Source organism: Bombilactobacillus mellis (genome assembly GCF_000967245.1).
GTDB classification, from domain to species: Bacteria; Bacillota; Bacilli; order Lactobacillales; family Lactobacillaceae; genus Bombilactobacillus; species Bombilactobacillus mellis.
Genome location: NZ_KQ033878.1, coordinates 476088 through 502204, shown reverse-complemented (window position 1 = coordinate 502204; position 26117 = coordinate 476088). Strand labels below are relative to the sequence as shown.

General features: G+C 38.6%; 24 protein-coding genes and 1 other annotated feature. Of the genes, 17 read left to right on the top strand and 7 right to left on the bottom strand.

Features of this window, described 5'->3' with window-relative positions:
* Complete coding sequence (locus tag JG29_RS06615) at nt 1-1098, bottom strand: SLC13 family permease (protein ID WP_045923162.1); 1098 nt, start codon at nt 1096-1098, stop codon at nt 1-3.
* Between the two features lie 401 nt (nt 1099-1499).
* On the opposite strand from JG29_RS06615, the gene budA reads away from it, so the two are divergent.
* The 7 genes from budA (at nt 1500) to JG29_RS06580 (ending at nt 7918) form a co-directional block, all read left to right on the top strand.
* Nucleotides 1500-2204, top strand: coding sequence for an acetolactate decarboxylase (gene budA / locus JG29_RS06610; protein WP_045923161.1), 705 nt, complete (start codon nt 1500-1502; stop codon nt 2202-2204).
* Nucleotides 2205-2291: 87 nt separating this feature from the next.
* Complete coding sequence (locus tag JG29_RS06605) at nt 2292-2843, top strand: LemA family protein (RefSeq protein ID WP_045923160.1); 552 nt, start codon at nt 2292-2294, stop codon at nt 2841-2843.
* 13 nt (nt 2844-2856) lie between these two features.
* Complete coding sequence (gene htpX / locus JG29_RS06600; RefSeq protein WP_045923159.1) at nt 2857-3774, top strand: zinc metalloprotease HtpX; 918 nt, start codon at nt 2857-2859, stop codon at nt 3772-3774.
* Between the two features lie 56 nt (nt 3775-3830).
* Nucleotides 3831-4076: a binding site (T-box leader), on the top strand.
* Nucleotides 4077-4143: 67 nt separating this feature from the next.
* Nucleotides 4144-5283 (top strand): 5-methyltetrahydropteroyltriglutamate--homocysteine S-methyltransferase, encoded by a 1140-nt coding sequence (locus JG29_RS06595; protein WP_045923158.1) that lies wholly within the window; start codon nt 4144-4146, stop codon nt 5281-5283.
* Nucleotides 5273-6118, top strand: a complete 846-nt coding sequence (locus JG29_RS06590) for a MetQ/NlpA family ABC transporter substrate-binding protein (protein WP_045923157.1) — start codon at nt 5273-5275, stop codon at nt 6116-6118. The genes JG29_RS06595 and JG29_RS06590 overlap by 11 nt, the downstream gene beginning before the upstream one ends.
* 6 nt (nt 6119-6124) lie before the next feature.
* Nucleotides 6125-6598 (top strand): S-ribosylhomocysteine lyase, encoded by a 474-nt coding sequence (locus JG29_RS06585; RefSeq protein WP_045923156.1) that lies wholly within the window; start codon nt 6125-6127, stop codon nt 6596-6598.
* Nucleotides 6599-6733: 135 nt separating this feature from the next.
* Complete coding sequence (locus tag JG29_RS06580) at nt 6734-7918, top strand: NupC/NupG family nucleoside CNT transporter (RefSeq protein ID WP_045923155.1); 1185 nt, start codon at nt 6734-6736, stop codon at nt 7916-7918.
* Nucleotides 7919-8022: 104 nt separating this feature from the next.
* Here JG29_RS06580 and JG29_RS06575 read toward each other — a convergent pair whose 3' ends face one another.
* The 3 genes from JG29_RS06575 to JG29_RS06565 are packed head-to-tail and all read right to left on the bottom strand — an operon-like array spanning nt 8023 to nt 9815.
* Nucleotides 8023-8862 carry an acyltransferase family protein gene (locus tag JG29_RS06575; protein WP_045923154.1) on the bottom strand — a complete coding sequence of 280 codons (840 nt, stop codon included), beginning with the start codon at nt 8860-8862 and terminating at the stop codon, nt 8023-8025.
* Entirely contained in the window at nt 8811-9125 is a 315-nt protein-coding gene (locus JG29_RS06570; protein WP_045923153.1) for an acyltransferase family protein, read from the bottom strand. Before JG29_RS06570 ends, JG29_RS06575 begins: the two co-directional genes overlap by 52 nt.
* Nucleotides 9126-9182: 57 nt before the next feature.
* Nucleotides 9183-9815 carry an HAD family hydrolase gene (locus JG29_RS06565; RefSeq protein ID WP_045923152.1) on the bottom strand — a complete coding sequence of 211 codons (633 nt, stop codon included), beginning with the start codon at nt 9813-9815 and terminating at the stop codon, nt 9183-9185.
* Nucleotides 9816-9896: 81 nt separating this feature from the next.
* On the opposite strand from JG29_RS06565, the gene JG29_RS06560 reads away from it, so the two are divergent.
* The 7 genes from JG29_RS06560 to JG29_RS06530 all read left to right on the top strand — a co-directional run bounded on the left by JG29_RS06560 (nt 9897) and on the right by JG29_RS06530 (nt 20198).
* Nucleotides 9897-10856: a GDSL-type esterase/lipase family protein gene (locus JG29_RS06560; protein ID WP_045923151.1), complete on the top strand. Its 960-nt coding sequence runs from the start codon at nt 9897-9899 to the stop codon at nt 10854-10856.
* 87 nt (nt 10857-10943) lie between these two features.
* Complete coding sequence (locus tag JG29_RS06555) at nt 10944-12593, top strand: putative polysaccharide biosynthesis protein (RefSeq protein WP_045923150.1); 1650 nt, start codon at nt 10944-10946, stop codon at nt 12591-12593.
* 194 nt (nt 12594-12787) lie between these two features.
* Nucleotides 12788-13723: an aspartate carbamoyltransferase catalytic subunit gene (locus JG29_RS06550; protein WP_045923149.1), complete on the top strand. Its 936-nt coding sequence runs from the start codon at nt 12788-12790 to the stop codon at nt 13721-13723.
* Complete coding sequence (locus JG29_RS06545) at nt 13723-15009, top strand: dihydroorotase (protein ID WP_045923148.1); 1287 nt, start codon at nt 13723-13725, stop codon at nt 15007-15009. Before JG29_RS06550 ends, JG29_RS06545 begins: the two co-directional genes overlap by 1 nt.
* Nucleotides 15006-16073, top strand: a complete 1068-nt coding sequence (locus JG29_RS06540; RefSeq protein ID WP_045923147.1) for a carbamoyl phosphate synthase small subunit — start codon at nt 15006-15008, stop codon at nt 16071-16073. Before JG29_RS06545 ends, JG29_RS06540 begins: the two co-directional genes overlap by 4 nt.
* Before the next feature lie 10 nt (nt 16074-16083).
* Nucleotides 16084-19257, top strand: coding sequence for a carbamoyl-phosphate synthase large subunit (gene carB / locus JG29_RS06535; protein ID WP_045923146.1), 3174 nt, complete (start codon nt 16084-16086; stop codon nt 19255-19257).
* A gap of 8 nt (nt 19258-19265) precedes the next feature.
* A complete protein-coding gene (locus JG29_RS06530) occupies nt 19266-20198 on the top strand; it encodes a dihydroorotate dehydrogenase (protein WP_045923145.1) in 933 nt (310 codons plus the stop codon).
* 205 nt (nt 20199-20403) lie between these two features.
* Here the strand turns inward: JG29_RS06530 and galE are convergent, their stop codons facing one another.
* Together galE and JG29_RS06520 are read right to left on the bottom strand one after the other, a co-directional pair.
* The gene (gene galE, locus JG29_RS06525; protein WP_045923144.1) at nt 20404-21399 is read right to left on the bottom strand and encodes a UDP-glucose 4-epimerase GalE; all 996 of its coding nucleotides are present in this window, start codon (nt 21397-21399) and stop codon (nt 20404-20406) included.
* A gap of 112 nt (nt 21400-21511) precedes the next feature.
* Complete coding sequence (locus tag JG29_RS06520; RefSeq protein ID WP_045923143.1) at nt 21512-21874, bottom strand: hypothetical protein; 363 nt, start codon at nt 21872-21874, stop codon at nt 21512-21514.
* Nucleotides 21875-21949: 75 nt separating this feature from the next.
* Here JG29_RS06520 and JG29_RS06515 point away from each other — a divergent pair, with 75 nt between their 5' ends.
* The gene (locus JG29_RS06515; protein ID WP_045923142.1) at nt 21950-23125 is read left to right on the top strand and encodes an MFS transporter; all 1176 of its coding nucleotides are present in this window, start codon (nt 21950-21952) and stop codon (nt 23123-23125) included.
* Entirely contained in the window at nt 23122-23883 is a 762-nt protein-coding gene (locus JG29_RS06510; RefSeq protein ID WP_045923141.1) for a flavodoxin family protein, read from the top strand. Before JG29_RS06515 ends, JG29_RS06510 begins: the two co-directional genes overlap by 4 nt.
* A gap of 57 nt (nt 23884-23940) precedes the next feature.
* On the opposite strand, the gene tpx is transcribed toward JG29_RS06510, so the two are convergent.
* Nucleotides 23941-24432: a thiol peroxidase gene (tpx, locus tag JG29_RS06505; protein ID WP_045923140.1), complete on the bottom strand. Its 492-nt coding sequence runs from the start codon at nt 24430-24432 to the stop codon at nt 23941-23943.
* Between the two features lie 106 nt (nt 24433-24538).
* Between tpx and JG29_RS06500 the strand changes: the two genes are divergently transcribed.
* Nucleotides 24539-26038 carry a glycosyltransferase gene (locus JG29_RS06500; protein ID WP_045923139.1) on the top strand — a complete coding sequence of 500 codons (1500 nt, stop codon included), beginning with the start codon at nt 24539-24541 and terminating at the stop codon, nt 26036-26038.
* Nucleotides 26039-26117 lie beyond the last annotated feature (79 nt).

Below are 26117 nucleotides of genomic sequence, written 5' to 3'. Positions count from 1 at the left end.
TCAAACTAAAAACCAGCCGATAGTACCTAAAATAGCTAAAAGAATTAAATTGAGCGCAAAGGATTTTTTTAAATATTGCGTTGATTCGGTTTTACTCGTAAAAAAGGAAAATTGTTTATAAGCTAATAAGTTAGCCATCGAAGCAATGGGAGATCCGATGCCACCGATATTAGAACCTAGGAAAACAGCGCCAATATTAACAGTAAATTTGGCTACCAAAATAGTTGCCGGAACATTACTGATAAATTGGCTGAGACCAATAGCCGATAAATAAGTGGCGTATTTGTTGGACACCAATAAACTAATTAAAGAAGCAATTTGCTGGGAACGGCTTAAGTTCCCAATAGCAATAAAAAAGCAAACAAATACTAAAATAGTAGCGTAATCAACATGCAATAAAATTTTTCGATTCATTAAAAAAGCAATAATAATAGTTATAACCGCCATCCAAGCAATGGGCAAGACTTTAAAAATTCCCAAAAACACTAAAACAGTCAAGACTAAAGCCACTAACAATGCTGGAAAATGAACACTGAAGTGGCCGATATCGACATTAATAGGTTGGGGTTTAGTTAGAAGTGCCGCCATTGCAATTAAAATTATTAAACCAATAAGAGCATACGGAGTAGAAACTTTAAAAAAATTAGTAATATTCAAATTATAATGTGACAACAAAAATAAATTATGGGTATTGCCAAAGGGTGTGAAAGCACTACCAATATTAGCGGCGGCGGCAATCATAGTGACTGTTAAAATATGATTAGCGGGAACTTTTTTAGCTATTTTAAAAAATAAAGGTACAATGATTAAAATAGCAACATCGTTCGTTATTAACATTGCTCCTAGAAAAGTTATTAAAATGAGAATAATCATTAATTGACGGGTATTTTTAACTTTAGAAGTAAAAGTAGTGGATAAATATTGCAATAAGCCAATGTTTTCAAATATTTGGATTAATACCATCATTGATAATAATGAAAAGATAGTATGAAAATTGATATCATCTATTTCTGGTTTACTGATAAAGTTGGATAATAACGCAGCAATTGCAGCAATCCAGAGCATTTTATCATTGGAGATGTTCCTAATTACGGCCATTTTTTAACCTTCTTGCTTAAGGATCTGAAAAAGAGCAAAACACCATTTATTATTGTACTGTAAATAGAAATCAGAATAAAGGGAAAACTAGACAATCTAAAATAATTGGTGGTTTTCAGAATTTGTCGGATTTTGAAATGAGATATGTAAAATTTTTACATGGCGGCAAGAATTAGCTTAGTAATTCAATAAACTTTCAGTAATCGATGCCGTTTAGGATAGTATCAAAAATTTAGTACTATTAATATATAGTCATAACTAAAAGCGCACTGATTGCTTTAGTTTTAAACCCCATCCAACTTTGGGCTACTAATTGGCGCTGAAGATGTGCTTAATTATCGCAGGATCCCGCTTGTTAATTCAGTGTCCGCTGCGGACCATAAAATGAAGGAGGAATATTAATGAAGCAAGTTTTATTTCAGCATGGTACTTTGGCTTTGTTGGTACCCGGTTTGTTAGCTGGTACAATGTCTATTGGTGAGTTATTACAGCATGGTGATACCGGTATTGGTACGGGAGCCGGATTAGATGGTGAATTAATTATTTTAGAAGGAAATGCCTATCAGATTAATGGTCAAGGTCAAGTCCGGCAAGTACCTGCAGATTTTACAGTCCCTTTTGCGGATGTCCATCAGGCTGCTTATCAGGATGTAACTACACTGGCACAACTTTCTCAGACGCAGACTTACCAGCGCTTGGAGCAGTTAGTCAAAGCACCGAATACTTTTTATTCTGTAAAAATTAACGGCAGTTTTCAGATGATGCATACGCGCGCCGCCGTTAAATCAACTCCGCCTTATAAAACTTTAGTGGCAACGGCTCAACAACAGCAGGAATTTACAGCCCATAACGTAACGGGTACTTTATTAAGTTATTATTCACCTCAACTCTTTCATGGAGCCGCAGTAGCCGGCTTTCATAGTCATTTTTTGGCAGCTGATCATTCTATGGGAGGGCATGTTTTGGATTTTGTACTAACTAAAGGGCAGGTACAAGTCCAAGTCTTTGATACTTTCGAACAACATTTACCGATTGCTGATCATGATTTTATGCAGCACGATTTCTCACATGATAATATTGGAGCCGATATTACTACTGCTGAATAAGTTACAGTTGGCAGAGCTTGTAATTAGGTTTTGTTGTGCACTTATTTTGTGGTAAGATATTGCCAAATAGATTAAAGGAGATTATCGATGTCAACAACTTTAATTATTATTCTTGTAATAATAGTTCTTATTATTCTCTATGCAGTCTTATATAATGGTCTGGTTCGAGCTCGCAATCAGGCGCAAGAATTTCAAAGCCAAATTGATGTTCAATTAAAACGGCGGACTGATTTAATTCCCAATTTAGTAGAAACAGTTAAGGGTTATGCTGCGCATGAAAAAACAACTTTAGAAGAAGTTGTCCGTTTACGTAATTCCGTCGTAAGTGCTGATAACTTACAGGATAAAGTGGATGCTGACAATATGCTGACGGGTGCTTTACGTCAAGTTTTTGCCTTAGCAGAAAATTATCCTGATCTGAAAGCTAATCAAGAATTTGGTAAATTAATGGAAGAATTGACCAATACAGAAAATAAAGTGGCTTATTCACGTCAGGCTTATAATAGTGCAGTTCAATACTATAATACTGCTACGCAAACTTTCCCGCGTAATTTAATAGCTAGTATTCATAGCTTTAAACCTATGGAATTCTTATCTATCCCTGAAGAGGAAAAGCAAGCACCACAAGTGAAGTTTTAAGAGGTAAAAATCTATGTTATATCAACAAATTGCGCGTAATAAGCGCAAAACTTATGTAGTTTTTGCCATTTTTTTTGCATTGTTGGGATTGATTGGTTGGGTTGTTGGTAAATTATTTTTTAATAATGCGCTGAGCGGTATTGTTATTGCTTTAGCAATAACGCTCTTTTATGCTTTTACGATTTACTTTCAATCGACTAGTGTAGTTATGCAGATGAATCGGGCCCAACCTATTAAAAATGTGGAACAAGCCCCTGATCTCTGGCATATTGTGGAAGATTTATCTCTGGTAGCGCATGTGCCGCAGCCGGATATTTATATTATTGACGATCCCAGCCCCAATGCTTTTGCTACCGGTCGCGATCCCCAACATGCTGCTGTAGCGGTAACTTCCGGCTTGTATCAATTAATGGATCGTGAAGAATTAGAAGGGGTTTTAGGACATGAGATTTCCCATATTCGCAATTATGATATTCGAGTATCAACCATTTCGGTAGCTTTATCTTCAGCAATTATTTTTATTTCCTCAATGTTAGGCAATATGTATCGCTGGGGCTGGTTATTTGGTGGCGGTGGTGACACTGACCGTGATAATTCTCGAAATGGGAATATCCTGCAAATTGTTTTATATATTGTAGGTTTATTATTTGCGATTATTGGCCCTATAATTGCGACGATCGTGCGTTTGGCCATTTCACGTAATCGGGAGTATTTAGCTGATGCTTCTGGCGTAGAATTGACTCGTAATCCACAGGGATTAATTAACGCGCTAAAAAAATTAGAACAAGTAACTCAACCCATGCAGCATGTTGACGATGCTAGTGCAGCTTTATATATTACTGATCCGCAAAAAGGCAAACATTCTTTACAACAATTGTTTGATACGCATCCACCGTTAGCAGACCGCATTCAAAGATTGGAACGGATGTAGAATCTTAAAATTAGCCTTGACAGCTTTTTAAATTAGGTTTACGATAACGACAATTAAAAAATGCTGAGAACAGATGAGTAAATATTAGTTACATTTACAGAGAACCACTGGTGATGAGAAGTGGAATGCCAACAATGTTGAAGATGGTCTGGGAGCAAATCGAGTGATGAATTAATCTTAATCATTCGCGGTTGACACCTGATAGCGCGGTCCAAGTATAGCTTTGTTTGTGTACTTGTCGAGGATAGTATTGTGAAATACTATTAAATTTGGGGTGGTAACACGCGAAAAGCGTCCCTTATTACAGATTTAGATTTGTAATAAGGGACGCTTTTTTGTTCTTGTTTTTCAGCTCAAGGAGGATGTATTATGGCACAACATTTTAGTAAACGAACACAATCACCATTTAGATTTGATATTGTTGGCAGTTTTTTACGGCCCGCTAAGCTGAAGCAAGCCCGCCAGCAACTAAGCGCTGGGCAAATAACGCCTCAACAGTTAACAAAAATTGAGGATGAAGCAATTATTGCTTTACTTCAACAAGAAGTGCAAGTAGGTTTACATGCCGTAACTGACGGTGAGTTTCGTCGCAGCTGGTGGCACTTGGACTTTTTTTGGGGATTAGAAGGTGTTCAAAAAGTGGCGGCCGCAACAGGATATCAATTTCATGATGAAGTTACACGTGCGGAAACGGTACAATTAACTGCTAAAATTAGCGGCCATCATCATCCTTTTATCGAGCATTTTAAATTTACTCAAGAGCATGCCCCTGCTGGCGTTCAGGTTAAACAAACAATTCCTGCACCCAGTCAATTTTTAGCAGAATTAAAACGTCGGCCCGAACAAACCCGGGTTGCAGAATTTTATCTTGATCAAGATGATTTGTTAGCTGATATTGCGCAAGCTTATCAACAGGTGATTCAAGATCTATATGATGCCGGTTGTCGAACCTTGCAGCTGGATGATTGCACCTGGGGAGCGATCGCTGATTGGCAGGCTCATCCTGAACATTTAAGCGAGTCGTTGGATTTAGAACAGTTAAAAGATACTTATGTCCAGTTAAACAATGCAGCCATTCAAAATTTGCCTGCAGATTTAGTAGTCAATACCCATATTTGTCGGGGAAATTATCATTCCACTTGGTCTTATTCCGGTGGTTATCAAAGTGTTGCAGAGCCGTTATTTTCTCAAGAAAATGTTCAGGCTTATTATTTAGAGTATGATTCGCAGAGAGCGGGCGATTTTCAACCTTTAAAACAGGTTAGTGGTGATAAATATGTAGTTTTAGGCTTAGTTACCAGTAAATCTGGAACTTTAGAGAATAAAGCAGCATTAATTCAACGTCTGCAAGAAGCCAGTCAGTTTATTGATCTCGATCGATTAGCTATTAGTCCGCAATGCGGCTTTGCTTCTACAGAAGAAGGCAATGTATTAACAGTTGAACAACAATGGGCGAAAATCAAACTTTTAGAGGAAGTGGCACAGGAGGTTTGGGGTCATGAAGTTTAAAAAAAACTGGGGTTTTGCTATCATTCTTACTTTAATCTTAATTTTGAGCGTTAATGTTTCGACAGTACAGGCCCGCAGTCAGACAGTAGTGGTTGGCAGTCAAGGTTCAGATGCGCAAATTTGGCGCTATATTTCCCGCTCCACCGCTGCTAAAAAAGCACATTTAAAAATTCGCGTTAAAGAGATTAACGATGGTATTCAGCTCAATCGGGCCACTTCGGAAGGTAGCGTCGATGCGAATGCTTTTCAATCGGCTAGTTATTTGCAATCTTATAACAAGGACAACCCGAATGGTAAATTAACAATTCTCGGTACTACCTATCTAGAACCTTTAGGTCTTTATTCCAAAAAATATAAAAGTTTAAAGCAGTTACCCGATCATGCGAAGATTGCCATTGCGGATGATCCTGCTAATCAAACCCGCAGCTTACAATTATTACAAACTGCCGGTTTAATTAAATTAAATAAAACTCGTGATCAAACGGCTTCCGTCAATGATCTAAAGGCCAATCCGCATCATTTCCGTTTTTATCAGGTAAATAGTTCTACAGTAGCCCGAGTGCTCAATGATGTAGCGGCAGGACTAATTACTAATACAATAGCCCAAGAAAGCGGCTTGAATGTTTGGCATGATAGTATTCTCCATGAGAAATTGGATCGTTCCACCCAAAAAAATATCAATATTATTGCCGCCAGTCCTAAAAATAGTCGGCGCCCGGAAATAAAAAAATTAGTCAAAGTATATCATCAACCCGCCGTTAAGCGTTATATTAGAAATAGTTTTCACCATACTAAAGTTTTGGTGAAAGAACCAGTAAGTAAGTTAAAGGAGTAGATAATAATGGCAAAAGTAGAAAGTTTTACTTTGGATCATACTAAAGTAAAAGCACCTTATGTACGTTTAATTACAGTAGAAACCGGTCCTCAGGGTGATAAGATTTCTAATTATGATTTAAGATTAGTACAACCTAATGAAAATGCAATCCCTACAGCCGGCTTGCATACGATTGAACACTTACTAGCCGGATTATTGCGCGATCGACTAGACGGTGTTATTGATTGTTCACCTTTTGGCTGCCGCACCGGTTTTCATTTAATTACTTGGGGAGAACATTCTACTACTGAAGTAGCACAAGCTTTAAAATCATCTTTAGAGCAAATTCGAGATCAAATTCAATGGCAAGATGTTCAAGGCACCACAATTGAAAGTTGTGGTAATTATCGTGACCATTCGCTGTTTTCAGCTAAAGAATGGTGTAAAAAAATTTTAGATGAAGGTATTAGTGATCAACCCTTTGAGCGGCATGTGATTTAAGCATCATTGCTGATATTATCTCAAATAATTTTATAAACCGTATCAATTACTATGACATTAACTTTGACATTATCTCAAGAATAAATTAAATTATTTAAGCGGAGATGACTTATTAATAGTTAAAGGAGTGGTTCGATGCGGTTTATTTTTTTAATAGCAGGTCTAGCTTTAGTATTTTTCCTGGGATGGTTAGTAAGCTATGATCGTCAGCATATTAAATATCGCCAGATTGGTATCTTGTTGCTGTTACAATTTGTGATTTCATTTTTATGTTTGCATACTTCTGGCGGTATTAGCGTATTAGAACAGATCTCGGCCTTTTTTAATTGGTTAATGGATCAGGCCGGAGCCGGAGTTAACTTTGTGTTCGGTAATATCGTGATTAAACCGGGACAAACAGTCTTTTTCTTGAATGTGTTGATGCCGATTGTTTTTATTGCCGCATTGATTGGGATTCTCAATTACATCAAAGTTTTACCCTTTATTATTAAATGGGTAGGCTGGTCATTAAATAAAATAGTAGGAATGGGGGAAATGGAAAGTTATTTTGCCATTTCGACGGCTATTTTAGGTATGCCGGAAGTTTTTATTACTATTAAAGATCAGATTGCCCAACTCAGTCCCAAACGTTTATACACAATCTGTGCTTCGGCTATGAGTGCAGTTTCAGCCTCCTTATTAGCTTCATATATGAAGATGATTCCGGGCAAATTTGTGGTAGTGGCTGTTTTTTTAAATATTTTATCGGCGTTAATTGTGTCTTGCATTATTAATCCTTATGATGTTAAAGCCGATGAACAGGAAATTAAACCAACTACAGATCCGCAGGCGGAACCATTTTTTCAAATGCTTGGCAACTACATTATGGATGGTTTTAATGTAGCTATCACGGTCGGAGCTATGGTTTTAGGATTTGTCGCACTGATTGCTTTTTTAAACAATACTTTAAAAGCCGCGATTCATATTTCTTTTACGCAGATTTTAGGATATATTTTTTCACCGATTGCTTTTATTATGGGAGTTCCCGCAGCTGATATTGTGAAAGTCGGCAGTTTAATGGCTACTAAACTCTTAACTAATGAATTTGTGGCAATGGCTGATTTACAGGCGATGAAGGGTTTATCAGCTAAATCACTGGCGATAATTTCTTCTTATTTAGTTTCTTTTGCCAACTTTGGTTCGATAGGAATTATCACGGGCTCGATGAAATCCATCAGTGCCAAACAGGGTACTTATGTCGCCAACTTTACTATGAAATTATTATTGGGAGCTACTTTAGCTTCAGTCATTACGGCGACAATTGTGGGGGTTTATTATTAATAGCTCTCAAAGAAAGGAATTCTAAAAATCAGTTCTCTTATGAGGACTGATTTTTGTTTGAAATATTGACAAGTAAAATTAGGCCGCCTTGCTTATGAAGTCATTCACTTATTAATTAAATTGTAAAAATAACTTGCAAAACGGCGCATTTGTTGACTGCTAATTTGTGCTAATCTATTGATGCCTTTTCCAAAGATAAACTGCACGATAAGATCAATAGCAGCCAAAATAAAAACAAGGACAATGGCCCAAAATAAGCAATACAATTGCACTTTATTAGTGTATTGATACTTGGTAGCATGAATCCACTGATTGATAATTAAATAATGAGATAAATAATTATCGTGCAAAAGATACATGGGTAAAGTGGTGGTAGCAATCTTATTAATCCAGTGATTATGAAAAGATGGCAACTGAAGAAATACTAAAAATAGCTCCAACGCCCCAATTAGTTCAAAAGGACTGTTGCCATCCGCAAAATAAAAGAAGCGGTGATTGCCGGCTTTGATAAAACCGTTTTTGATGAGAAGATCTAAAGCGTAAATAGAACCAATCAAAAAGATCAGCATGATCAAAAGGATAATAAGATGAATTAAATAGTGGGCTTGCAGATAATGGGAATTGTGACGATACAATCTTATGTAGCCGCCGCAAAAATAAAGATAGATCGCAGTAATTAAGGTATTATTAGAACCAGTAGTTTGATTTTTAAAAAAAGTTGCCAGAATAAATAAGTACCCAAAACCCACGAACAAAAGGCTCAAATATTCTTTTTGAGAAAGCGCAACTAACAGCTTATTGAGAATAGGTGCCAATAAAATCAAGAAAATATAAGTGCTAATAAACCAATAATAACCGCCAAAAATAGGAAAGATGCTTTTAATCAAAGGCTCTAATGTGAGTAAATGGGGATAAAAATTAGGGCCAGCATTAATATCGTCCATGAATAAAATAAAGTAGTGATCCATAAATGTGCTATTTTAAAAGATTTAAGCGCAGTTTGCCGAATGAGAAAATAGCCCGTAATAAGAAAAAAGAGATTGACTCCTAATTTAGCCCCGATCCAAAGACTCTGAATAGAAACTTGATGAGACGCTGTCATAGCAGTATAGTGCCAATTTGTGTAATAAATGATATGTCCTAAAATAATTAGAAACATCGCTATAATCCGCAAGAACTCAATTTTTGAATCTCTTTGGTGAGCCATTGTTTTTCCCCCTGCTAAAAGCCGTTAGTGACGCTAGCTTTTCAAAGAAAAAGTATTTTAGTGAGCGATAAATGCTAAAATCTCTTCTGGTTTAGAAAAAATGTGTTCTGCTTCAGGAAATTCCAGTTCCGGATTAGCTCCCCATTGAGCTAATCCGAAGTCTACCTGGGCATTATGAGCACTACCGACGTCATTTTTGGAATCACCGATGTATAAAGTCTCACTGGCTTTGGCCTGTATTTGCTGTAGAGCTGCTAAGGTTGGTTCTGCATCTGGTTTAGGTGCTTGGACTTTGTCAGCGGTAATAAAATGTTGGAAATATTGGCCAATGGGAGTTTTCATTAAAACCGAATCTACTTCACGTTGATCTTCGGAAGTTACAACAACTAAGGGAATTTTCCAGTTTCTAAGTTGCTCTAAAGTTGCGGTTATTCCGGCAAAAGGTTTAATTTCATCAGTAAAGGTAAATGCGTTTTTGACCACACTTTCGGCACAGTGTAGTTGTTGTTCTGGGGGAATATGATATTTGTCAAAAACGTCTTGTGCCGTTCCCGAAAAACTAAACTCTAAATCTTTTAAAGACTGTTTAATCTGATACTCTTCCCATAAAGTTTTTTGTAAAGCTAAGAGTGCAGCATCATGTGTGTCTAATAAAGTACCATCAATATCGAAAATTACATTTTTATACATTTTCTTGACCCCTAACGAATTTTCATATCGTTATTATAGTATGATAAAAGAGAACTGAGCAATAAGGAGGAACTTATTTTAATGCAAGTGCAAACTACCCAAGCTAATTTTGCCATACCCGGTGTTTATTTTTCAGGACGCTGGGCACAATTAGCAGATAATCAGGGAGTATATACCAGTAATTTAGGAGCACAAATCTATTTTCAAGTTGAAAAAGCTAGCCAAATTGAGTTATTTTTTACAACGACAGCTACTGCAGCAGGAGTTTGGCTAGCGTATCAAGTGGACCAAAAACCCTATCAGCGTGTTAATTTAGCCCATATGCCTTTGAAAATTGTCTTGCCTGATGAACAACGGCATACTCTGAGAATAGTTTATAGTGGTAATACACCTCGGGATAATGTTTGGAAGCGTCAAGGCGGTTTATGTTTACAAAAAATTCACTGCAATCAAGAAGCAATCCTGACTCCGGTTAAACCTGTTGGTCGGCCTATCACTTTTATCGGTGATTCAATTACTGCGGGTTCATGGCTGCACGGGACCACTGCTGGCCGCGATTACTGTGCCGAAGGTAATTATGCGGCCTTAGTTGCTAATCAGTTAAATTTGGAAGATATTCGGATAGCTTATCCGGGAGCTGGAGTGCTCAAACCCGGTAGTGGTTCTGTTCCGGCGGCGGCGCAATTTTTGGAACAAGTTGATGCAGATCACTTTTGGCAAGTTCAGCCTTCGCAATATGTAGTAATTAATTTAGGAACAACGGATCGTAAAGCTAATGAAATTATCTTTAGAGCTGCTTTTGAGTTATTATTAGAAAAAATTCAATTATTATATCCACAAACCCCCAAATTGGTAATGATTCCTTTTTCACAACAACATGCCCAAGTAATTCGTGAAGAATCTCGGGAATATCCGCAAACTCGAGTTTTAGAAACGGCAACTTGGAATTTAACTTATACCGATGGTCTGCATCCTGATGCCGCTGCTACCCCCCAGATTGTCAACCACGTACTAGCAGCTTTAAAACAGTTGGCAAATTAACAGTTGAGACTGAGAATTGATAGTTTTTTCTCGGTCTTTTTTGTATAATATGAATTTAATGTATATCAAAATTAAAGGAAGATTGAGATGGCAACCAAAGATAGCTCCCAAAAGTTACGCAAAGATAATTTATTGACTGGATCAGCTTGGATTACAGTTAGTGGGATTGTGTCTCGGGCTTTGTCGGCTTTATATGTAATTCCCTGGAATATTTGGATGGGTTCAGCAGCAGTAGTAGCTTCGGCCAATGCTTTATATGGCAAGGTTTATCATATTTATGATTTCTTTTTATTAGTTTCGACTGCAGGTTTGCCCAGCGCTATTTCTAAACAAATTTCCCATTATAATGCTTTAGGAGAATATGAAGCTGGCAATCAATTATTTAAACAGGCCATTCGTGTTACTGCCATAATTGGTGTCGTATTTGGAGCCTTTATGTATTTTGGAGCGGACGTGGTAGCAGCACTTTTTACTAATAGTGATCCGCGGAGTATTCCTGCGATTAGAGCTTTAGCTATTGCCGTTTTGATTTTGCCGACTTTAAGTATTATGCGGGGTTATTTTCAAGGTTACGGGCAAATGGGGCCATCAGCTATTTCAATGATGTTGGAACAATTAGCACGCGTAGCTTATATGCTGGCAATTACCTATATTATTATGCAGATTCAACGCGGAAATTACGTTGATGCGGTTACTAAGTCTACTTTTGCTTCGTTTATTGGTGCGGCCATTTCGGTTTTGTATTTATTAACTTGCTTTGCTCGGCAACATCAACACCTGGCCGAGCTGGCTCATACCGGCAGCCATAAAATTCACTTTACTGCTCAAGACTTTACCAAAGAAATTTTTCTGCAGGCGATTCCTTTTATTATTATTGATTCAGCCGTAACCATCTTTAATTTGTTTGATCAAGCCACCTTTAATCCTATGATGCAAAGTTTCCTAAAAATTTCACAACAGCAGCTGGACTATTATTATTCGCTTTTTGGGTTTCAGGCTAATAAGTTAATGATGGTCGCTGTTTCTTTAGCCACAGGGATTGTTTCTTCAGCGATTCCGTTGGTAGCTTCTTTATATACCAGTAAAGATACTGGCAAAATTACCCAACAAATTATTAATATTTTACGTTTGTTTGGGTTCTTTATGTTGCCGGCTACTTTAGGAATGTGGGCCGTATCCCGACCTTTGTGGGGGGCGTTTTACGGCTTTGACCAACTGGGTATCAAAATGCTGCGTTTTTCTTGTTTAGTGGCGCTATTAATTGGCTTGTTTATGGTACTGGCAGCTATTTTACAGGCTCTGTACCGCAATAATCTTGCCATCAAGTATTTACTGATTGGCTTTGGCTTTAAGGTTATTATTCAGTGGCCTTTAGTTTATTGGTTACACGAATATGGTCCGCTAACTGCCACCGTTTTGGCTTTAATTCTGATTTGTTATTTGATGCTGCATCGAATTTATTGCCTTTATCCTTTTAATTTAAAACAGCTCATCAGCCAGAATTTAAGTAAAATTCTTTTAGCAGCGGTCATAATGGCAATGGTTGTTTGGGGAGTAGACATTTTCCTGTACACCGTAACAGCCAAAATCGGCCGGATTTTAAGTGCGGTTTATTTACTGCTGGAAGTAGTTATTGGTGCAGGTATTTATGGCTACCTAACTTTAAAATTTCGCTGGCTGGATCAGAATTTAGGACTGGATGCTCAGCGCTGGCGGCGCTGGCTGCATCTTAAATAAATTGTTTCTTGACAGTCAAATTGGTTTATATTAGACTAATTGTAATTTAAAAACATTTGAATACTGGAACCAATTAATTGTTTCCCGTGAGGAACAGATAGGTTTAAGGGCGGAAGTGCACCTAGCATCTTTGCAGGCAATAATTGGCGAAGATGTTAGGTGTTTTTTGATGAATTCAAAAAAGGGGCCTAGAAATGATACATGATTTTGTTAATATCAACCAAATATCGCTGACTGATGTAAAACGATTCATTATTTTAGCAGAAGCCTTTAAACAGGGAGCCAGTATTACTTTACAGCGTCCAGCTTATGCACTGAATATGTTTTTTGAAAATAGTACGCGCACACATACCAGTTTTGAAATGGCTGAACGCCGTCTGGGAGTTCAAGTGCTCCAATTCGTTCCCAGTGCCAGTTCCGTAAGTAAAGGTGAGACTTTATTAGATACTTTAAAAACGCTTCAAGCCATTGGTATCAATTTAGCGGTGATTCGTCATAGTCAAAATGCCTATTATCAGCCTTTGCTGCAAGCACACTTGACATTAAGTCTGGCTAATGCCGGGGATGGCAGTGGCCAACATCCTTCACAATCATTACTGGATTTAATGACTATTTTTGAAGAATTTAACAGATTAAATGATTTAAAAATTGGGATTGTGGGCGACCTCGCCCATTCGCGAGTAGCACGTTCGAATGCCCAAATTCTGCAAAGTTTGGGCTCACAAGTTTATTTTAGCGGGCCGAAGCCATGGCTGACTGCTGATTTTCGCCAATGGGGAAAATTTCTCCCCTTAAAAGAGCTGTTGCCCCAAGTAGATGTTCTAATGCTTTTACGTGTTCAACATGAGCGCTTTCAAGCAGCAGAAGAAAATGCCTTTGAGACACAAAGTTATTATCAGCAATATGGCTTGACACCAGCGCGCTTAGCGATGTTGCCCCAGCACGCGATAATTATGCATCCTGCTCCCGTTAATCGTGATGTGGAAATTGCTGATCAGTTGGTAGAATGTTCCCAATCACGGATTTTTACCCAAATGCAAAACGGGGTGTACGCGCGGATGGCAATTGTGGCTGCTCTTTTGGCCAGCCAGGGAATTATCAAAGAACAAGAATTACAGGAGCTGATCTAATGAAAACTTTATTAACTGGCGGCCGCGTATTTCTAGAGGGACGCTTAGTCCAACAAGATGTGTTGGTTAGTGAACAAAAAATCAGACAAATTGCACCTGCGATTCAGTGTTCCGATGCGCAAGTTATTCATTTGCATCCCAGTCAGGTGATTGCTCCCGGATTTGTGGATTTGCATGTGCATTTACGTGAGCCGGGATTTACAGCAAAAGAGACTATTAAAACCGGCACTTTGGCCGCTGCTCATGGAGGTTACACGACCGTGGCGGCCATGCCCAATGTCCATCCTGTTCCTGACACGCCCGCCCGCTTGCGGGCAATGCTGGAGTTAAATCAGCAGCAAGCTCAAGTCCACGTTTTACAGTACGCTAGTATTACTAAAGCACGAACGACCGATCAGTTGGTGGATTTTGCCGGTCTCAAAGCTGCTGGAGCCTTTGGCTTTAGTAATGATGGCAATGGTGTGCAAAAGGCGGCGACCATGTACGCGGCTATGCAGGGAATTCAACAAGTAAATTTACCCTTAATGGCACATATTGAAGATGACGGCTTAACAAATAAAGGAGTAATCACAGCAGGCAGTTCTGCACAAAAATTAGGCTTGCCGGCTATCACTCCAGCAGCTGAAACAGCGCAACTAGCCCGTGATTTAGAACTGGTAGAGCTGACAGGTGTTCATTATCATGCGTGTCATGTTTCTACTGCTGCCGGTGTTCGCTTAATTCGCAGTGCTAAAGCGCGCGGTTTAGCGGTGAGTGCTGAAGTAACGCCACATCATTTATTATTAGATCAATCGGATATTACGACAGATAATCCGATGTTTAAAATGAATCCACCCTTACGGACTTTAGCTGATCGACAAGCCTTATTAGCTGGATTGTTTGACGGGACGATTGATTTCATTGCTACTGATCATGCGCCCCATACGGCGGCTGATAAGTCCGGTTCGATGAAAACAGCCGCTTTTGGTATTACGGGTTTAGAAACTAGTTTTGCTCTGCTCTATACACATTTAGTAGCCCCTCGTATTTGTTCTTTGGAACAATTAATTCAGTGGCTCAGTTGTAAGCCGGCCCAAATTTTTCATTTGCCTCAAGCTGGCCGGATTGCTGTTGGAAAAAGAGCCGATTTAACTATTTTAAATACTGCAGAGACAGCTGAAGTCCAAGCACAGAAAATGTATTCTTTAGGTCACAATTCCCCCTTTATTGGAGAAAAAGTTACCGCCACTATCCAAGCTACTATGGTGGCAGGCGAATGGGTGTATCAAGAAGGGAGTAAAAAATGAAACGCTATTTAGTTTTAGAAGATGGGAGTATTTATGAAGGCCAAGGTTTTGGCGATATGCACGAAGCCTTTGGCGAGATTGTTTTTAATACTGGCATGTCTGGTTATCAGGAGTCGATCACTGATCAATCTTATAACGGAGAAATTTTATTATTTACTTATCCTTTGATTGGTAATTATGGACTGAATCGCGATGATGATGAGTCTTTACATCCTACCTGTCGTGCAGTGGTTGTGCATGAATATGCCAGACGTCCGGGTAATTGGCGTCAAAAATTAAATTTAGATGAATATTTAAAAATGCATAAAATCCCCGGAATTACTGCTATTGATACGCGGGCTGTGACGCGGCATATCCGACAGCGTGGATCTTTAAAAGCTGCGATAGTTGATGAAATCCAAACTGATACTGTGACTAACTTAAAACAGCAACCACTACCGCATAATCAGGTTTTACAAAGTACCACAAATAATCCTTATCCTGGCCCAGCTACCGGACACAAGGTGGTGGTAGTTGATTTCGGATTAAAAAATTCTATCCTGCGACAATTAGCACAACGTAATTGTGATTTTATCGTTATGCCGGCTACGAGCACGGCCGCACAAATTTTAGCTTTAGATCCGGATGGCGTATTGTTAAGTAACGGTCCCGGGGATCCCAAAGACTTGCCCCAAGCGTTAACAATGATTCAAATTATTGAAAAAAAAGTGCCCTTGTTTGGAATTTGTTTAGGTCATCAACTATTTGCTTTGGCTAATGGAGCGGATACTTATAAATTGAAGTTTGGTCATCGCGGCTTTAATCATCCTGTTCGCAATTTAGCAACACAAAAAATTGGTTTTACTGCTCAAAATCATGGTTATGCTGTGGATCGGGTTTCTCTTGCTCAAACAGATTTAGTCATTACCCATGAAGAAATTAATGATCATACTGTTGAAGGATTGCGTCATAAGCAATATCCGGCCTTTTCGGTGCAGTTTCATCCCGACGCAGCTCCGGGACCGCATGATAATGTTGCATTATTTGATCATTTTATTAAGTTAATGGATCAATACACACGCTAGGAGGTTTAAAATGCCACAAAGAACAGATATCCACAAAATTCTGGTCATTGGTTCTGGTCCGATTATCATTGGTCAAGCAGCCGAGTTTGATTATTCAGGAACTCAAGCTTGCTTGGCCTTAAAGGAATTGGGCTATCAAGTAGTTTTGGTAAATTCTAATCCAGCTACGATCATGACTGATAAGCAAATTGCTGATAAAGTTTATCTAGAACCGTTGACTGTCCAATTTGTGTCCCAAATTTTACGTAAGGAATTACCGGAGGCAATATTGCCGACTTTAGGGGGACAACAGGGATTAAATATGGCGGTAGCCTTGTCAAATTCGGGAATTTTAGATGAATTGCAGATTGAGCTTTTGGGAACTAAGCTGGCAGCTATCGAGCAAGCAGAAGATCGTGAGCAATTTCGTGCACTTATGAAAGAACTAAATGAACCCGTTCCGGATTCTGCAATTGCACATAATGTCAAAGCAGCCTTAAATTTTGCCGATCAAGCAGGGTACCCGGTCATTGTGCGGCCTGCTTTTACCATGGGAGGCAGTGGCGGCGGAATTGCTCATAATGATCAGGAATTACGGCAAATTGCAGCTAATGGCTTAGATCTGTCACCCGCAACTCAAATTTTGGTAGAACAAAGTATTGCGGGTTTTAAAGAAATAGAATTTGAAGTAATGCGTGATCATCAAGATAATGCCCTGGTTGTCTGCAATATGGAAAATTTTGATCCGGTAGGTATTCATACCGGAGATTCGATAGTGTATGCGCCGGTGCAAACTTTATCGGATCGCGAAGTGCAAATGTTACGTGATGTTTCTTTAAAAATCATTCGCGCCTTAAAAATTGAGGGTGGTTGTAATGTGCAATTAGCATTGGATCCAGATAGTTATAATTATTATGTCATTGAAGTTAATCCCCGTGTCAGTCGTTCTAGTGCCTTAGCTTCCAAAGCTACAGGTTATCCGATTGCTAAAATGGCCGCTAAAATCGCGGTAGGTTTGACACTGGATGAAATTAAAAATCCTATTACCCAAACAACTTATGCCCAATTTGAACCGGCTTTAGATTATGTGGTCTGTAAGATTCCTCGGTGGCCGTTTGATAAATTTACCCAAGCTGACCGCACTTTGGGAACGCAAATGAAATCCACCGGTGAGGTTATGGCTATCGGCCGTAATCTGGAAGAAGCTACACTTAAAGCTGTCCGCTCATTAGAAATTGGTCTGAATGATTTACACAAAACCAGTCTGCAAAAACTAAGTAATGATTCTTTAGAAAAAGGTCTAATACAAGCACAGGATGATCGGCTCTTTTATATAGCAGAAGCGTTGCAGCGCGGATATTCCTTAGAAAAAATTCATGATCTTACAAAAATTAATATTTTCTTTTTAGACAAATTAGCACATATTCAAGAATTAGAACAGCAGCTACAAGAACATCCGCAGGACTTGTCACTTTTGCGGCAAGCCAAACAATATGGTCTGGCGGACACAACCATTGCCCATTGTTGGCAACAAACACCGCAGCAGATTCGCCAATTGCGTTTAGAGCAACATATTGTGCCGGTTTACAAAATGGTAGATACTTGTGCGGGAGAATTTGCTTCGGTAACGCCTTATTTTTATAGTACTTATGAGCAAGAAAATGAAAGCTTAGTTGATCAAAAACCTGCCATTGTAGTATTAGGTTCCGGCCCGATTCGTATTGGGCAGGGAGTAGAGTTTGACTATGCGACAGTCCATTGTATTCAGGCCATTCAATCTTTGGGATATAAGGCCATTATTATTAATAACAATCCCGAAACGGTATCTACTGACTTTTCTATTTCCGATAAATTATATTTTGAGCCCCTAAGTCTTGAAGATGTCCTCAATGTTATCGATTTAGAACAGCCTCAAGGAGTAATTGTTCAATTTGGGGGACAAACGGCTATTAATCTAGCCGCTCCTCTAGTCGAAGCGGGAGTAAAAATTATTGGGACCACTGTTGCCGATATTAACCGGGCTGAAGATCGTAATGAATTTGATCAAGTTATTAAAAAATTACAAATTCCCCAACCGCTTGGAGATACAGCTACTAATGCCGATGATGCTTTAAAAATTGCTGATCGCATTGGTTACCCGGTTTTGGTTCGTCCCAGCTATGTTTTGGGCGGCAGAGCTATGGAGATTGTCCATAATCAAAAGGATCTCAAACACTACATGCATAATGCTGTTCAAGTATCTCATCGTCATCCGGTTCTAATTGATCAATATTTAGTAGGCAAAGAATGTGAAGTCGATGCAATTTCGGATGGCAAAGATGTTTTAATTCCCGGAATTATGGAACATATTGAGCGTGCCGGCGTCCATTCGGGCGATTCAATGGCTATTTATCCTTGCCAAAATTTATCGCAAGCCGTGCAAAAACAGATTGTTCAATATACTCAAGAATTAGCTCAAAGTTTAAATTGTGTAGGGATGATGAATATTCAATTTATTATTCATAATGAACAAACTTATGTCATTGAAGTTAATCCCCGTGCTAGCAGGACAGTACCTTTTTTAAGCAAAGTAACGGCTATTCCTATGGCTCAAGTAGCAACGAAAGCCATGCTGGGCAACAGTCTCAAAGACCAAGGCTATTCTGGCGGTTTACAGCCTGTTGGAAAATTGATTCATGTAAAAGCTCCCGTATTTTCTTTTTCAAAATTGACACAAGTGGATAGTTTATTAGGACCGGAAATGAAATCCACTGGTGAAGTCATGGGAAGTGACTATACTCTCCCCAAAGCTTTGTACAAAGCCTTTGAAGCTACTAAAATTCATTTGCCCCATCATGGTACCATTTTAATAACGGTAAAAGATGAGGATAAAAAAGAAGCAATTCAGTTAGCTCAGCGCTTTCATGAACTAGGTTTTCAGTTAATAGCGACTATGGGCACAGCTCAAATTTTGCAGACGGCTGGTTTAAAAGTTAAATCAGTAGATAAATTGGCACAAAATTCGAACCTGTTAGATTTGATTACCCAGCATCAAGTTCAGTTAGTTATTAATACAATTTCTCATGCTCAAGACAGTGCGGCAGATGGAGTTTTGATTCGCCAAACGGCGATTGCCCATGACGTACCGTTATTTACGTCGTTAGATACTGTCGCAGCGATTTTACAAGTGTTGGAAGCTCAGTCATTTGTAACGCAGGCTTTATAGGAGGATAAATGAAACGTTTAAATGTAAAGTTACCTAATATTACTTTAAAAAATCCCGTTATGCCGGCTAGTGGAACGGCTGCTTATGGACAAAAAATGGCCCAAGATTTTGATTTAAACGCGTTAGGAGCCTTTGTAATTAAGTCGACCACGCTCAATGCTCGTCAAGGAAACGCCCGACCAACAACTGCGCAGATGACAGGAGGGTGGTTAAATGCCATCGGTTTAAAAAATCCCGGTCTTCAAGACGTATTGACCACCAAATTGCCGTGGTTAGCACAGCATTATCCAGATTTACCGATCGTTGGCAGTGTGGCCGGCTCTACACTGGATGAATATGTAACTGTGGCCCCAAAATTAGCCAGTGCTCCTAATATAAAATGGCTGGAAATAAATATTTCTTGTCCAAATGTTGAACAAGGCGGGTTGGCTTTTGGAACAGATCCCCAAATAGTTACAAAATTAACTCGACAAATTAAGCAGGTGGTAACTAAACCAGTATTTATGAAATTAACGCCTAATGTAACTGATATTGTGAAAATAGCTTTAGCTGCCCAAAAGGGCGGTGCTGATGGCGTAACTATGATCAATACTCTAACAGGTTTAGGCTTTGATCTTAAGACTCAGCAACCGCTTTTGGCTCATGGTACTGGCGGATTATCCGGCAGTGCTTTGCATCCGCTAGCAGTGCGGATGATACGGCAAGTTCGCACAGCCACTTCGCTGCCAATTATTGGTGTGGGGGGAATTGCTTCTGCTGCCGATGTTTTAGAGATGTTAATTGCCGGAGCTAATGCCGTGCAGGTGGGTAGTGCTACTTATCATCAAGCTGATGCCTGTTTAAAGATTGTACAGGACCTGCCAGCGGTGATGGACAAATATCAAATTACTAATTTACAAGATTTAATTGACAAAATTCAAAAGCAAGTAGCACCGCATTAAAAATTTTTTTATGTAAAAGAAAAAACACCGCTAAGGCGGTGTTTTTATTATTTAAATTATTGAGGGGGGGATTCAATATTTAAATATTATATTGGGGAGGTGATAAGAAATATTCATCTCTTATCAACTTACAAGCCCTATTATAAAATGCAGTTATGAATTAGTAATTGTTAAACTGTGAAGAAAATGTGAAATTTTATTTTTTTTAAGATTGATAGCCTTGCGGATGTTTTTGTTTCCAAGTCCAAGCCGTTTTAATAATCGCTTGAATATCAGTATACTGGGGTTGCCAACCTAAGATACTTTTAGCACGACTGCTATCAGCAATCAAAATGTCCGGATCGCCTCCGCGGCGAGGAGCTATTTCTGCAGGAATTGCTTTTTGCGTTACTTTGCGGGCAGCTTGGATAATTTCTTGCACGGAAAAACCTTGGTTCGATCCTAAATTAAAGGCGGTACTGGGATTACCAGCCTGTAAGTATTTTAAAGCCAGAATGTGAGCCTGAGCTAAATCAGTAACGTGGACGTAATCACGCACATTGGTACCGTCTGGTGTTTGATAGTCATTACCATAGATCTTTAAAGTATCCTGTTGTCCCATGGCCGTTTTAAGAATAATCGGAATTAAATGGGTTTCCGGATTATGGTCTTCGCCAATGGAACCATCAGCCAAAGCTCCGGCAGCATTAAAATATCTAAGTGCTACTGATTTAATACCATAAGCTTGGTCCACCCAGTGCATCATTTGCTCCATCATAAGTTTACTTACACCATAAGGATTAATAGGTTGTTGGGGAGTTTGTTCAGTAATGGGGCTTTGTTGTGGTTGACCAAATGTAGCCGCCGTAGAAGAGAAAATTAAATATTTAACGTCATATTGCTGCATGATTTCCAGTAGTTTAATCATCCCAATGACATTGTTATCAAAATATTTTAAAGGATCACCAACAGATTCAGGCACGATAGAGAACGCATCCATATGGATTATGGCTTGGATTGGTTCTTGGGCAAAAACTTGTTTTAAAAATTGTATATCCCGCGTATCCCCCTCATAAAAACGCGCCTGCGGATTAACTGCTTGACGATGGCCTGTTGATAGATTATCGACAATGACCACATCATAACCGGTTTTTAGTAATTGATGAACCATATGTGAGCCAATATAACCAGCTCCGCCGGCAACCATAATTGTTTCTGACATTGTTTTGCCTCCCAGCTTTATTTACCAGTAGTTTACCACAATTAGAGCTTAATCATCTCCAAAAGGAAGATGATAATATTCAGCAATACTTTTGCAATTCTAATCGGGGGGATTAACGTTTTTGGGCTCGATAACTGCCTGGTTGTTGTGTTTTGTTTTTTTGATGATGATATTTAATTGCTGGCGTTGAGACTAATTGAAAATGATGCATTTTGTCGGGCACCTGCAGTCCAGCTAAACGGCGTGTCTGCCATAATTCTAATTGTTCGGCCATTTGTTTTGCTTGTTGGGCCCGTTTTTGATTATGTTCTTGATATTGGGCGATCGGCACTACCTGCTGTCGTAAATAATTAATTTGTTTTTGATTATAAGCCAAAAGATCCGGCGTTAAGGGAGCTTTGAGATAGCGATTGGCCAATTTTTCCAAATAACGAAGAGCGTCTTTAGTGTCGCGGGGCTGATATTGGTTGCTCATGTTTTGCGCTCCTTTCAGAGTTTGCGTTATGATATTATTAACTAATTATAGTAAAAATTTTTTATGGAGGAAAGTATGAAGCGAGTGCGTTTACGGCCGTTAATGATCGTCGCCTTTTTGAACGAAACTGCCTATAGTATGATGTGGCCACTAGCTACCATTTATTTGAATACTATCTTACATAAATCTTTAACCGTGACGGGAACTGCTTTATTTTGCTTTTCAGTAGCTAATGTTGTAGGCTCCGTCTTAATGGGAAAATTATACGATCGGTATAATCAATTTCTGTTAACTATAACGGGCATGATTTCATGTGTATTGATTTGTTTGGTAGGAATTTGGCTAGATGGCTGGCCGGCTTATCCGATTATTTTGACTATTTTCGGTTTTACTTCCGGCTGGCTGACAACGGCAATTAACGTTTATGGAACGCTGATTTCGGGGCAATCTACTACCCAAGTATTTAATAAGATCTATTTGGTTTTAAATGTCGGCTTGGTAGTGGGAACAATGATAATTAGTGAAATTTTTCAAAAATCCATTGCACCAATTTTTATTTTTGCAACTGGTATTTATGCGTTTTCGCTGATAATGCTCTTATGCTTTTTTCCCCGCCAGCGAGTAAAATATCCGGACAGACCGGTTTCGCGGGCTAAAATTGAGCGGCGCCAGCAAAAAGGTCCCGCTCCTTCGTTATTTACCGTATCTTTTTTGACCTTGGTTGTTGTCTGGATGATGTATTCCCAGTGGGAGAGCAATTTCTCAGTTTATCTGTTAGATATGGGCTTTAAGTTGCGGGTTTATAGTATTTTATGGGCCTTAAACGGAGCAGTGATTATTATTGTGCAAAGTTTGTTAACTCGTTTTCCCAAGATGATCGCTAATTTATTTGATCGAGTAAATGTTGGCTTGAGTTTTTTGGCTATTTCTTATTTTATAACGGTTGCCAGTCATCAAGTCATTTATATTTATTTGGGGATGATTTTATTAACGATTGGGGAAGCAATTTATGTACCTAGTGTGCCGGTAATTATTGATAATTGGTCTGCGCCGCAAATCAAGGGCCGTAATCAAGGATTAGTCAGCGGCTTTTCATCGATAGGACGCGCTTTAGGTCCATTATTTGGAGGTTTTATTATTGATCATTCTTCTTTTCGAGTATTGTTTATTATAGCTGGGATTGCGATGTTAATAGTAACAATTTTAAATTATTTAAATAATTTACATTATAAGAAAGTACAGTCATTATGAAAATTTTAGGAATTCTCGGCTCTCAAAGTCGACAAGGTGTAACTGCACAAATGCTCCAACAGGTTTTAGATCATGTGGATGCTACGATCGAAACAGAAACTATTTTTTTAGAAGATTATGAAATTCATCCGCGTGATGTCCATACAAACAATGATTTACAATTCTTGGTCAATAAATTAGCTGCCAGTGATGTCTGGGTTTTAGCGGCTCCGACTTATTGGCGGGAATTATCTGGTATTATGAAAAAATTTCTCGATTGTTTGCGGCCCGAATTAGTATATTTTAAAAAGAACGGTGACACTATTCCCGGTCCCTTTAAAAATAAACATTATTTGACAATTACTGATTGTTACGCCAGCACATTGGAAAATTGGTTAACAGGAGTGACGGATGAGACTTTTAAAACTATGGATCGAGTAATGAGTGCGGCTGGAGTAATTAAGGTGGGTGAGATTGTTTGCCCTAATACTTTGCACTTATCACGATTGCCGCGGGCCAAGCAGCAATTATGTGCCCGTTATGGAGCTAAGCTTTCTACCTATGTGAGAAAGGATGATGCAACAGTGAAGCGCTATGTGCAGTTATTTTTAATGATTGCTTTGATGGCTTTAGTGACTATGACTTTGCAATTATTTTTGGGAAAATTTCTACCTTTGACTAATTTTTGGTGGAATTATTTGAGTTTTACGATTATTTTCTTTGTTTTATTAGCCTGTTTGTTACATTTTGTGACTTTTGTCAAACATCGCCGGCGTTAAAAAAGCCGTGACTTCTTTTTTAGTCACAGCTTTTTTATTGGTTCCTATAGGGTGATTTTAATTCTGATTAAGTTGATCGAGAACTTGATTATAATTCGGTTCATTAGTCATTTCGCCAACAATTTCTCGATAAATAATTTGTCCTTGGCTATTAATTACCCAGACAGAACGGGCCAAGAGTCCAGAATCACTCATCAGTAAATGAGTTGCTTTACCAAAGTTTTGTTCCTGATCTGATAACAGCTGCATTTTTTTAACATTTTGGGCTGCACACCACTGAGACTGTTGGCTAGGGGTATTAGTGGAAATAGTTACAAAATTAATATCCCCATATTGATCAACTTCTTCATTAAATTTTTTTGTTTGTAAACTGCAGACGCTGGTATTAATATCGGGTACCACACTAATAAGTAAAGTTTTAGTCAAGAGATCAGACAATTGCACTGTTTGACCGTTGCTATTTTTAACTGTAAATTCTGGGAATTGATCTCCCACTTCGGGAACAGCCGTTAAAGTTGCAAATTCCTTTCCTAGTCGCGTAATTTTCATTTTTATCACCTCAATTCTATTATACTGGATTCTTTAAAGAAAGTATGGTGCGCTGCTTGTAGTCATTGTAATATTTGCTATAATTTGAGATAAAGGAGCTATTGTGATGAATTTCTTTGTTAATGTGGATTTATCTAATCCTAGTTCAGGTATTGAGCATTCCGAGATTAAGCGCTTACGACTTTTTCAAAAATATCACCAACCTGCCAAAATTGTTACTACCTTTTATCGAAATAATTGGACAGCCGGCCCGGGAAAGTTTGGTGTCGACGTCCAAGATGTTATTAATATTTTTGATTACTTAGGCGAAAATGAGAATGATTTTTATCAAAAAAATACAATTATCGAATATTGTCAAAAAAATCATTATTTGCAAACACGTTTTTTAGGAAAAGAGAAAGATGAGCTGGGGTATTTAGTCACAACTTCAGATGGACGTCAAGCTTTAGTCAGAGCTTCGGCAGACACTAAGCAGGTTCTGTCTGTGGCTTTTGCACCATTGGGCAGTAAAACTCCTAATTATGGAGAAGCCTATGATACCCGGGGCTTTTTATCAGCTAAATATTATTATGATCAGAAAGGACATGTAAAAAAACAGGAGGTTATAAATACACAGGGGAAAACTTTCTGTACCCAGGTTTTTAAAGATGAGAAACATGTGGCCTTGTATAAATTAAATTTTCGAGGTCATAAATATAATTTTCAAGATTTGCGAAATTTTCAGGCTTTCTTTTTTGATCATTTAAATCAAGACTATGGAGAAAATAATCTCTTTATTTCTGATCGCTATGAATGTAATGAAGCTCTCTGTCGAATGCAGACAGCAGCGCGGAAGGGAGTCTATATCCATAATCAATTTGGATCAGATCCACGTGGCAATCCGCTAACTGGCGGTTTAAATTATAACTATAGTTTTGCCTTAGAGCATGCGGATCTTTTTGATTTTCTGATTTGTCCTTCCCGAACGGAAAAAAGCGAGATTAATCAGCGCTTTCACTTGGGAGATAAAGTCAGAGCCATTCCCGGTGGTTTTGCACAAACTGAAATTCCCCAGGTGCCGTTGACCCACCGTGATCGCTACCGAATTATGATGGTGGCACGAATCTCAAGCGAAAAACAGCTTAGCCAGGCTATTCAAATTTTACAATTGGTACGTAAGACTCTTCCGCAGGCGCATTTGGATATTTTTGGCGGGATTACAGAAATCAAAGAATACGATCGGATTAAAGGGTTAATTGCTGTGAATAATTTACGCCATGCGGTAAAGTTATGTGGGGTTAAATCAGATTTAAATGCCGAATATGACCGAGCAGCCCTTTTGTTATTAACTTCCATTAGTGAGGGTTTTCCCTTAACTTTTTTAGAAGCTGTCAGTCATGGAGTGCCTTTAGTTGCTTATGATTGCCGTTACGGCCCGCGTGACATTATTCAAGACGGTAGTAATGGTTATCTGATTCAGCAAGATGCTCCTGAAGAAGCAGCTCAAAAAATTATTAAAATTATGAGCGATTCTTCTTTACAAGAAAATCTTTGCCAAGGATCATATCAAACTGCAGTGCAGTTTGATGCGCAACATATTTGGCAATTATGGCAAAATATTATTTAATTATGAATTTTATTTGAAAAATTGTGTTTTTTTTGTGAAGTTGTGCTATATTATAGATAGTGCATTACTTCAATTCTAA

Coding starts and splice junctions, on each gene's coding strand:
- JG29_RS06540 (WP_045923147.1), top strand. CDS start 15,006: ATGAAACGCTATTTAGTTTTAGAAGATGGGAGTATTTATGAAGGCCAA.
- JG29_RS06605 (WP_045923160.1), top strand. CDS start 2,292: ATGTCAACAACTTTAATTATTATTCTTGTAATAATAGTTCTTATTATT.
- JG29_RS06590 (WP_045923157.1), top strand. CDS start 5,273: ATGAAGTTTAAAAAAAACTGGGGTTTTGCTATCATTCTTACTTTAATC.
- JG29_RS06565 (WP_045923152.1), bottom strand. CDS start 9,815: ATGTATAAAAATGTAATTTTCGATATTGATGGTACTTTATTAGACACA.
- JG29_RS06580 (WP_045923155.1), top strand. CDS start 6,734: ATGCGGTTTATTTTTTTAATAGCAGGTCTAGCTTTAGTATTTTTCCTG.
- JG29_RS06545 (WP_045923148.1), top strand. CDS start 13,723: ATGAAAACTTTATTAACTGGCGGCCGCGTATTTCTAGAGGGACGCTTA.
- carB (WP_045923146.1), top strand. CDS start 16,084: ATGCCACAAAGAACAGATATCCACAAAATTCTGGTCATTGGTTCTGGT.
- JG29_RS06515 (WP_045923142.1), top strand. CDS start 21,950: ATGAAGCGAGTGCGTTTACGGCCGTTAATGATCGTCGCCTTTTTGAAC.
- JG29_RS06510 (WP_045923141.1), top strand. CDS start 23,122: ATGAAAATTTTAGGAATTCTCGGCTCTCAAAGTCGACAAGGTGTAACT.
- JG29_RS06500 (WP_045923139.1), top strand. CDS start 24,539: ATGAATTTCTTTGTTAATGTGGATTTATCTAATCCTAGTTCAGGTATT.
- tpx (WP_045923140.1), bottom strand. CDS start 24,432: ATGAAAATTACGCGACTAGGAAAGGAATTTGCAACTTTAACGGCTGTT.
- galE (WP_045923144.1), bottom strand. CDS start 21,399: ATGTCAGAAACAATTATGGTTGCCGGCGGAGCTGGTTATATTGGCTCA.
- JG29_RS06520 (WP_045923143.1), bottom strand. CDS start 21,874: ATGAGCAACCAATATCAGCCCCGCGACACTAAAGACGCTCTTCGTTAT.
- JG29_RS06550 (WP_045923149.1), top strand. CDS start 12,788: ATGATACATGATTTTGTTAATATCAACCAAATATCGCTGACTGATGTA.
- JG29_RS06530 (WP_045923145.1), top strand. CDS start 19,266: ATGAAACGTTTAAATGTAAAGTTACCTAATATTACTTTAAAAAATCCC.
- JG29_RS06560 (WP_045923151.1), top strand. CDS start 9,897: ATGCAAGTGCAAACTACCCAAGCTAATTTTGCCATACCCGGTGTTTAT.
- JG29_RS06555 (WP_045923150.1), top strand. CDS start 10,944: ATGGCAACCAAAGATAGCTCCCAAAAGTTACGCAAAGATAATTTATTG.
- JG29_RS06585 (WP_045923156.1), top strand. CDS start 6,125: ATGGCAAAAGTAGAAAGTTTTACTTTGGATCATACTAAAGTAAAAGCA.
- budA (WP_045923161.1), top strand. CDS start 1,500: ATGAAGCAAGTTTTATTTCAGCATGGTACTTTGGCTTTGTTGGTACCC.
- JG29_RS06595 (WP_045923158.1), top strand. CDS start 4,144: ATGGCACAACATTTTAGTAAACGAACACAATCACCATTTAGATTTGAT.
- JG29_RS06615 (WP_045923162.1), bottom strand. CDS start 1,098: ATGGCCGTAATTAGGAACATCTCCAATGATAAAATGCTCTGGATTGCT.
- JG29_RS06575 (WP_045923154.1), bottom strand. CDS start 8,862: ATGGACGATATTAATGCTGGCCCTAATTTTTATCCCCATTTACTCACA.
- htpX (WP_045923159.1), top strand. CDS start 2,857: ATGTTATATCAACAAATTGCGCGTAATAAGCGCAAAACTTATGTAGTT.
- JG29_RS06570 (WP_045923153.1), bottom strand. CDS start 9,125: ATGGCTCACCAAAGAGATTCAAAAATTGAGTTCTTGCGGATTATAGCG.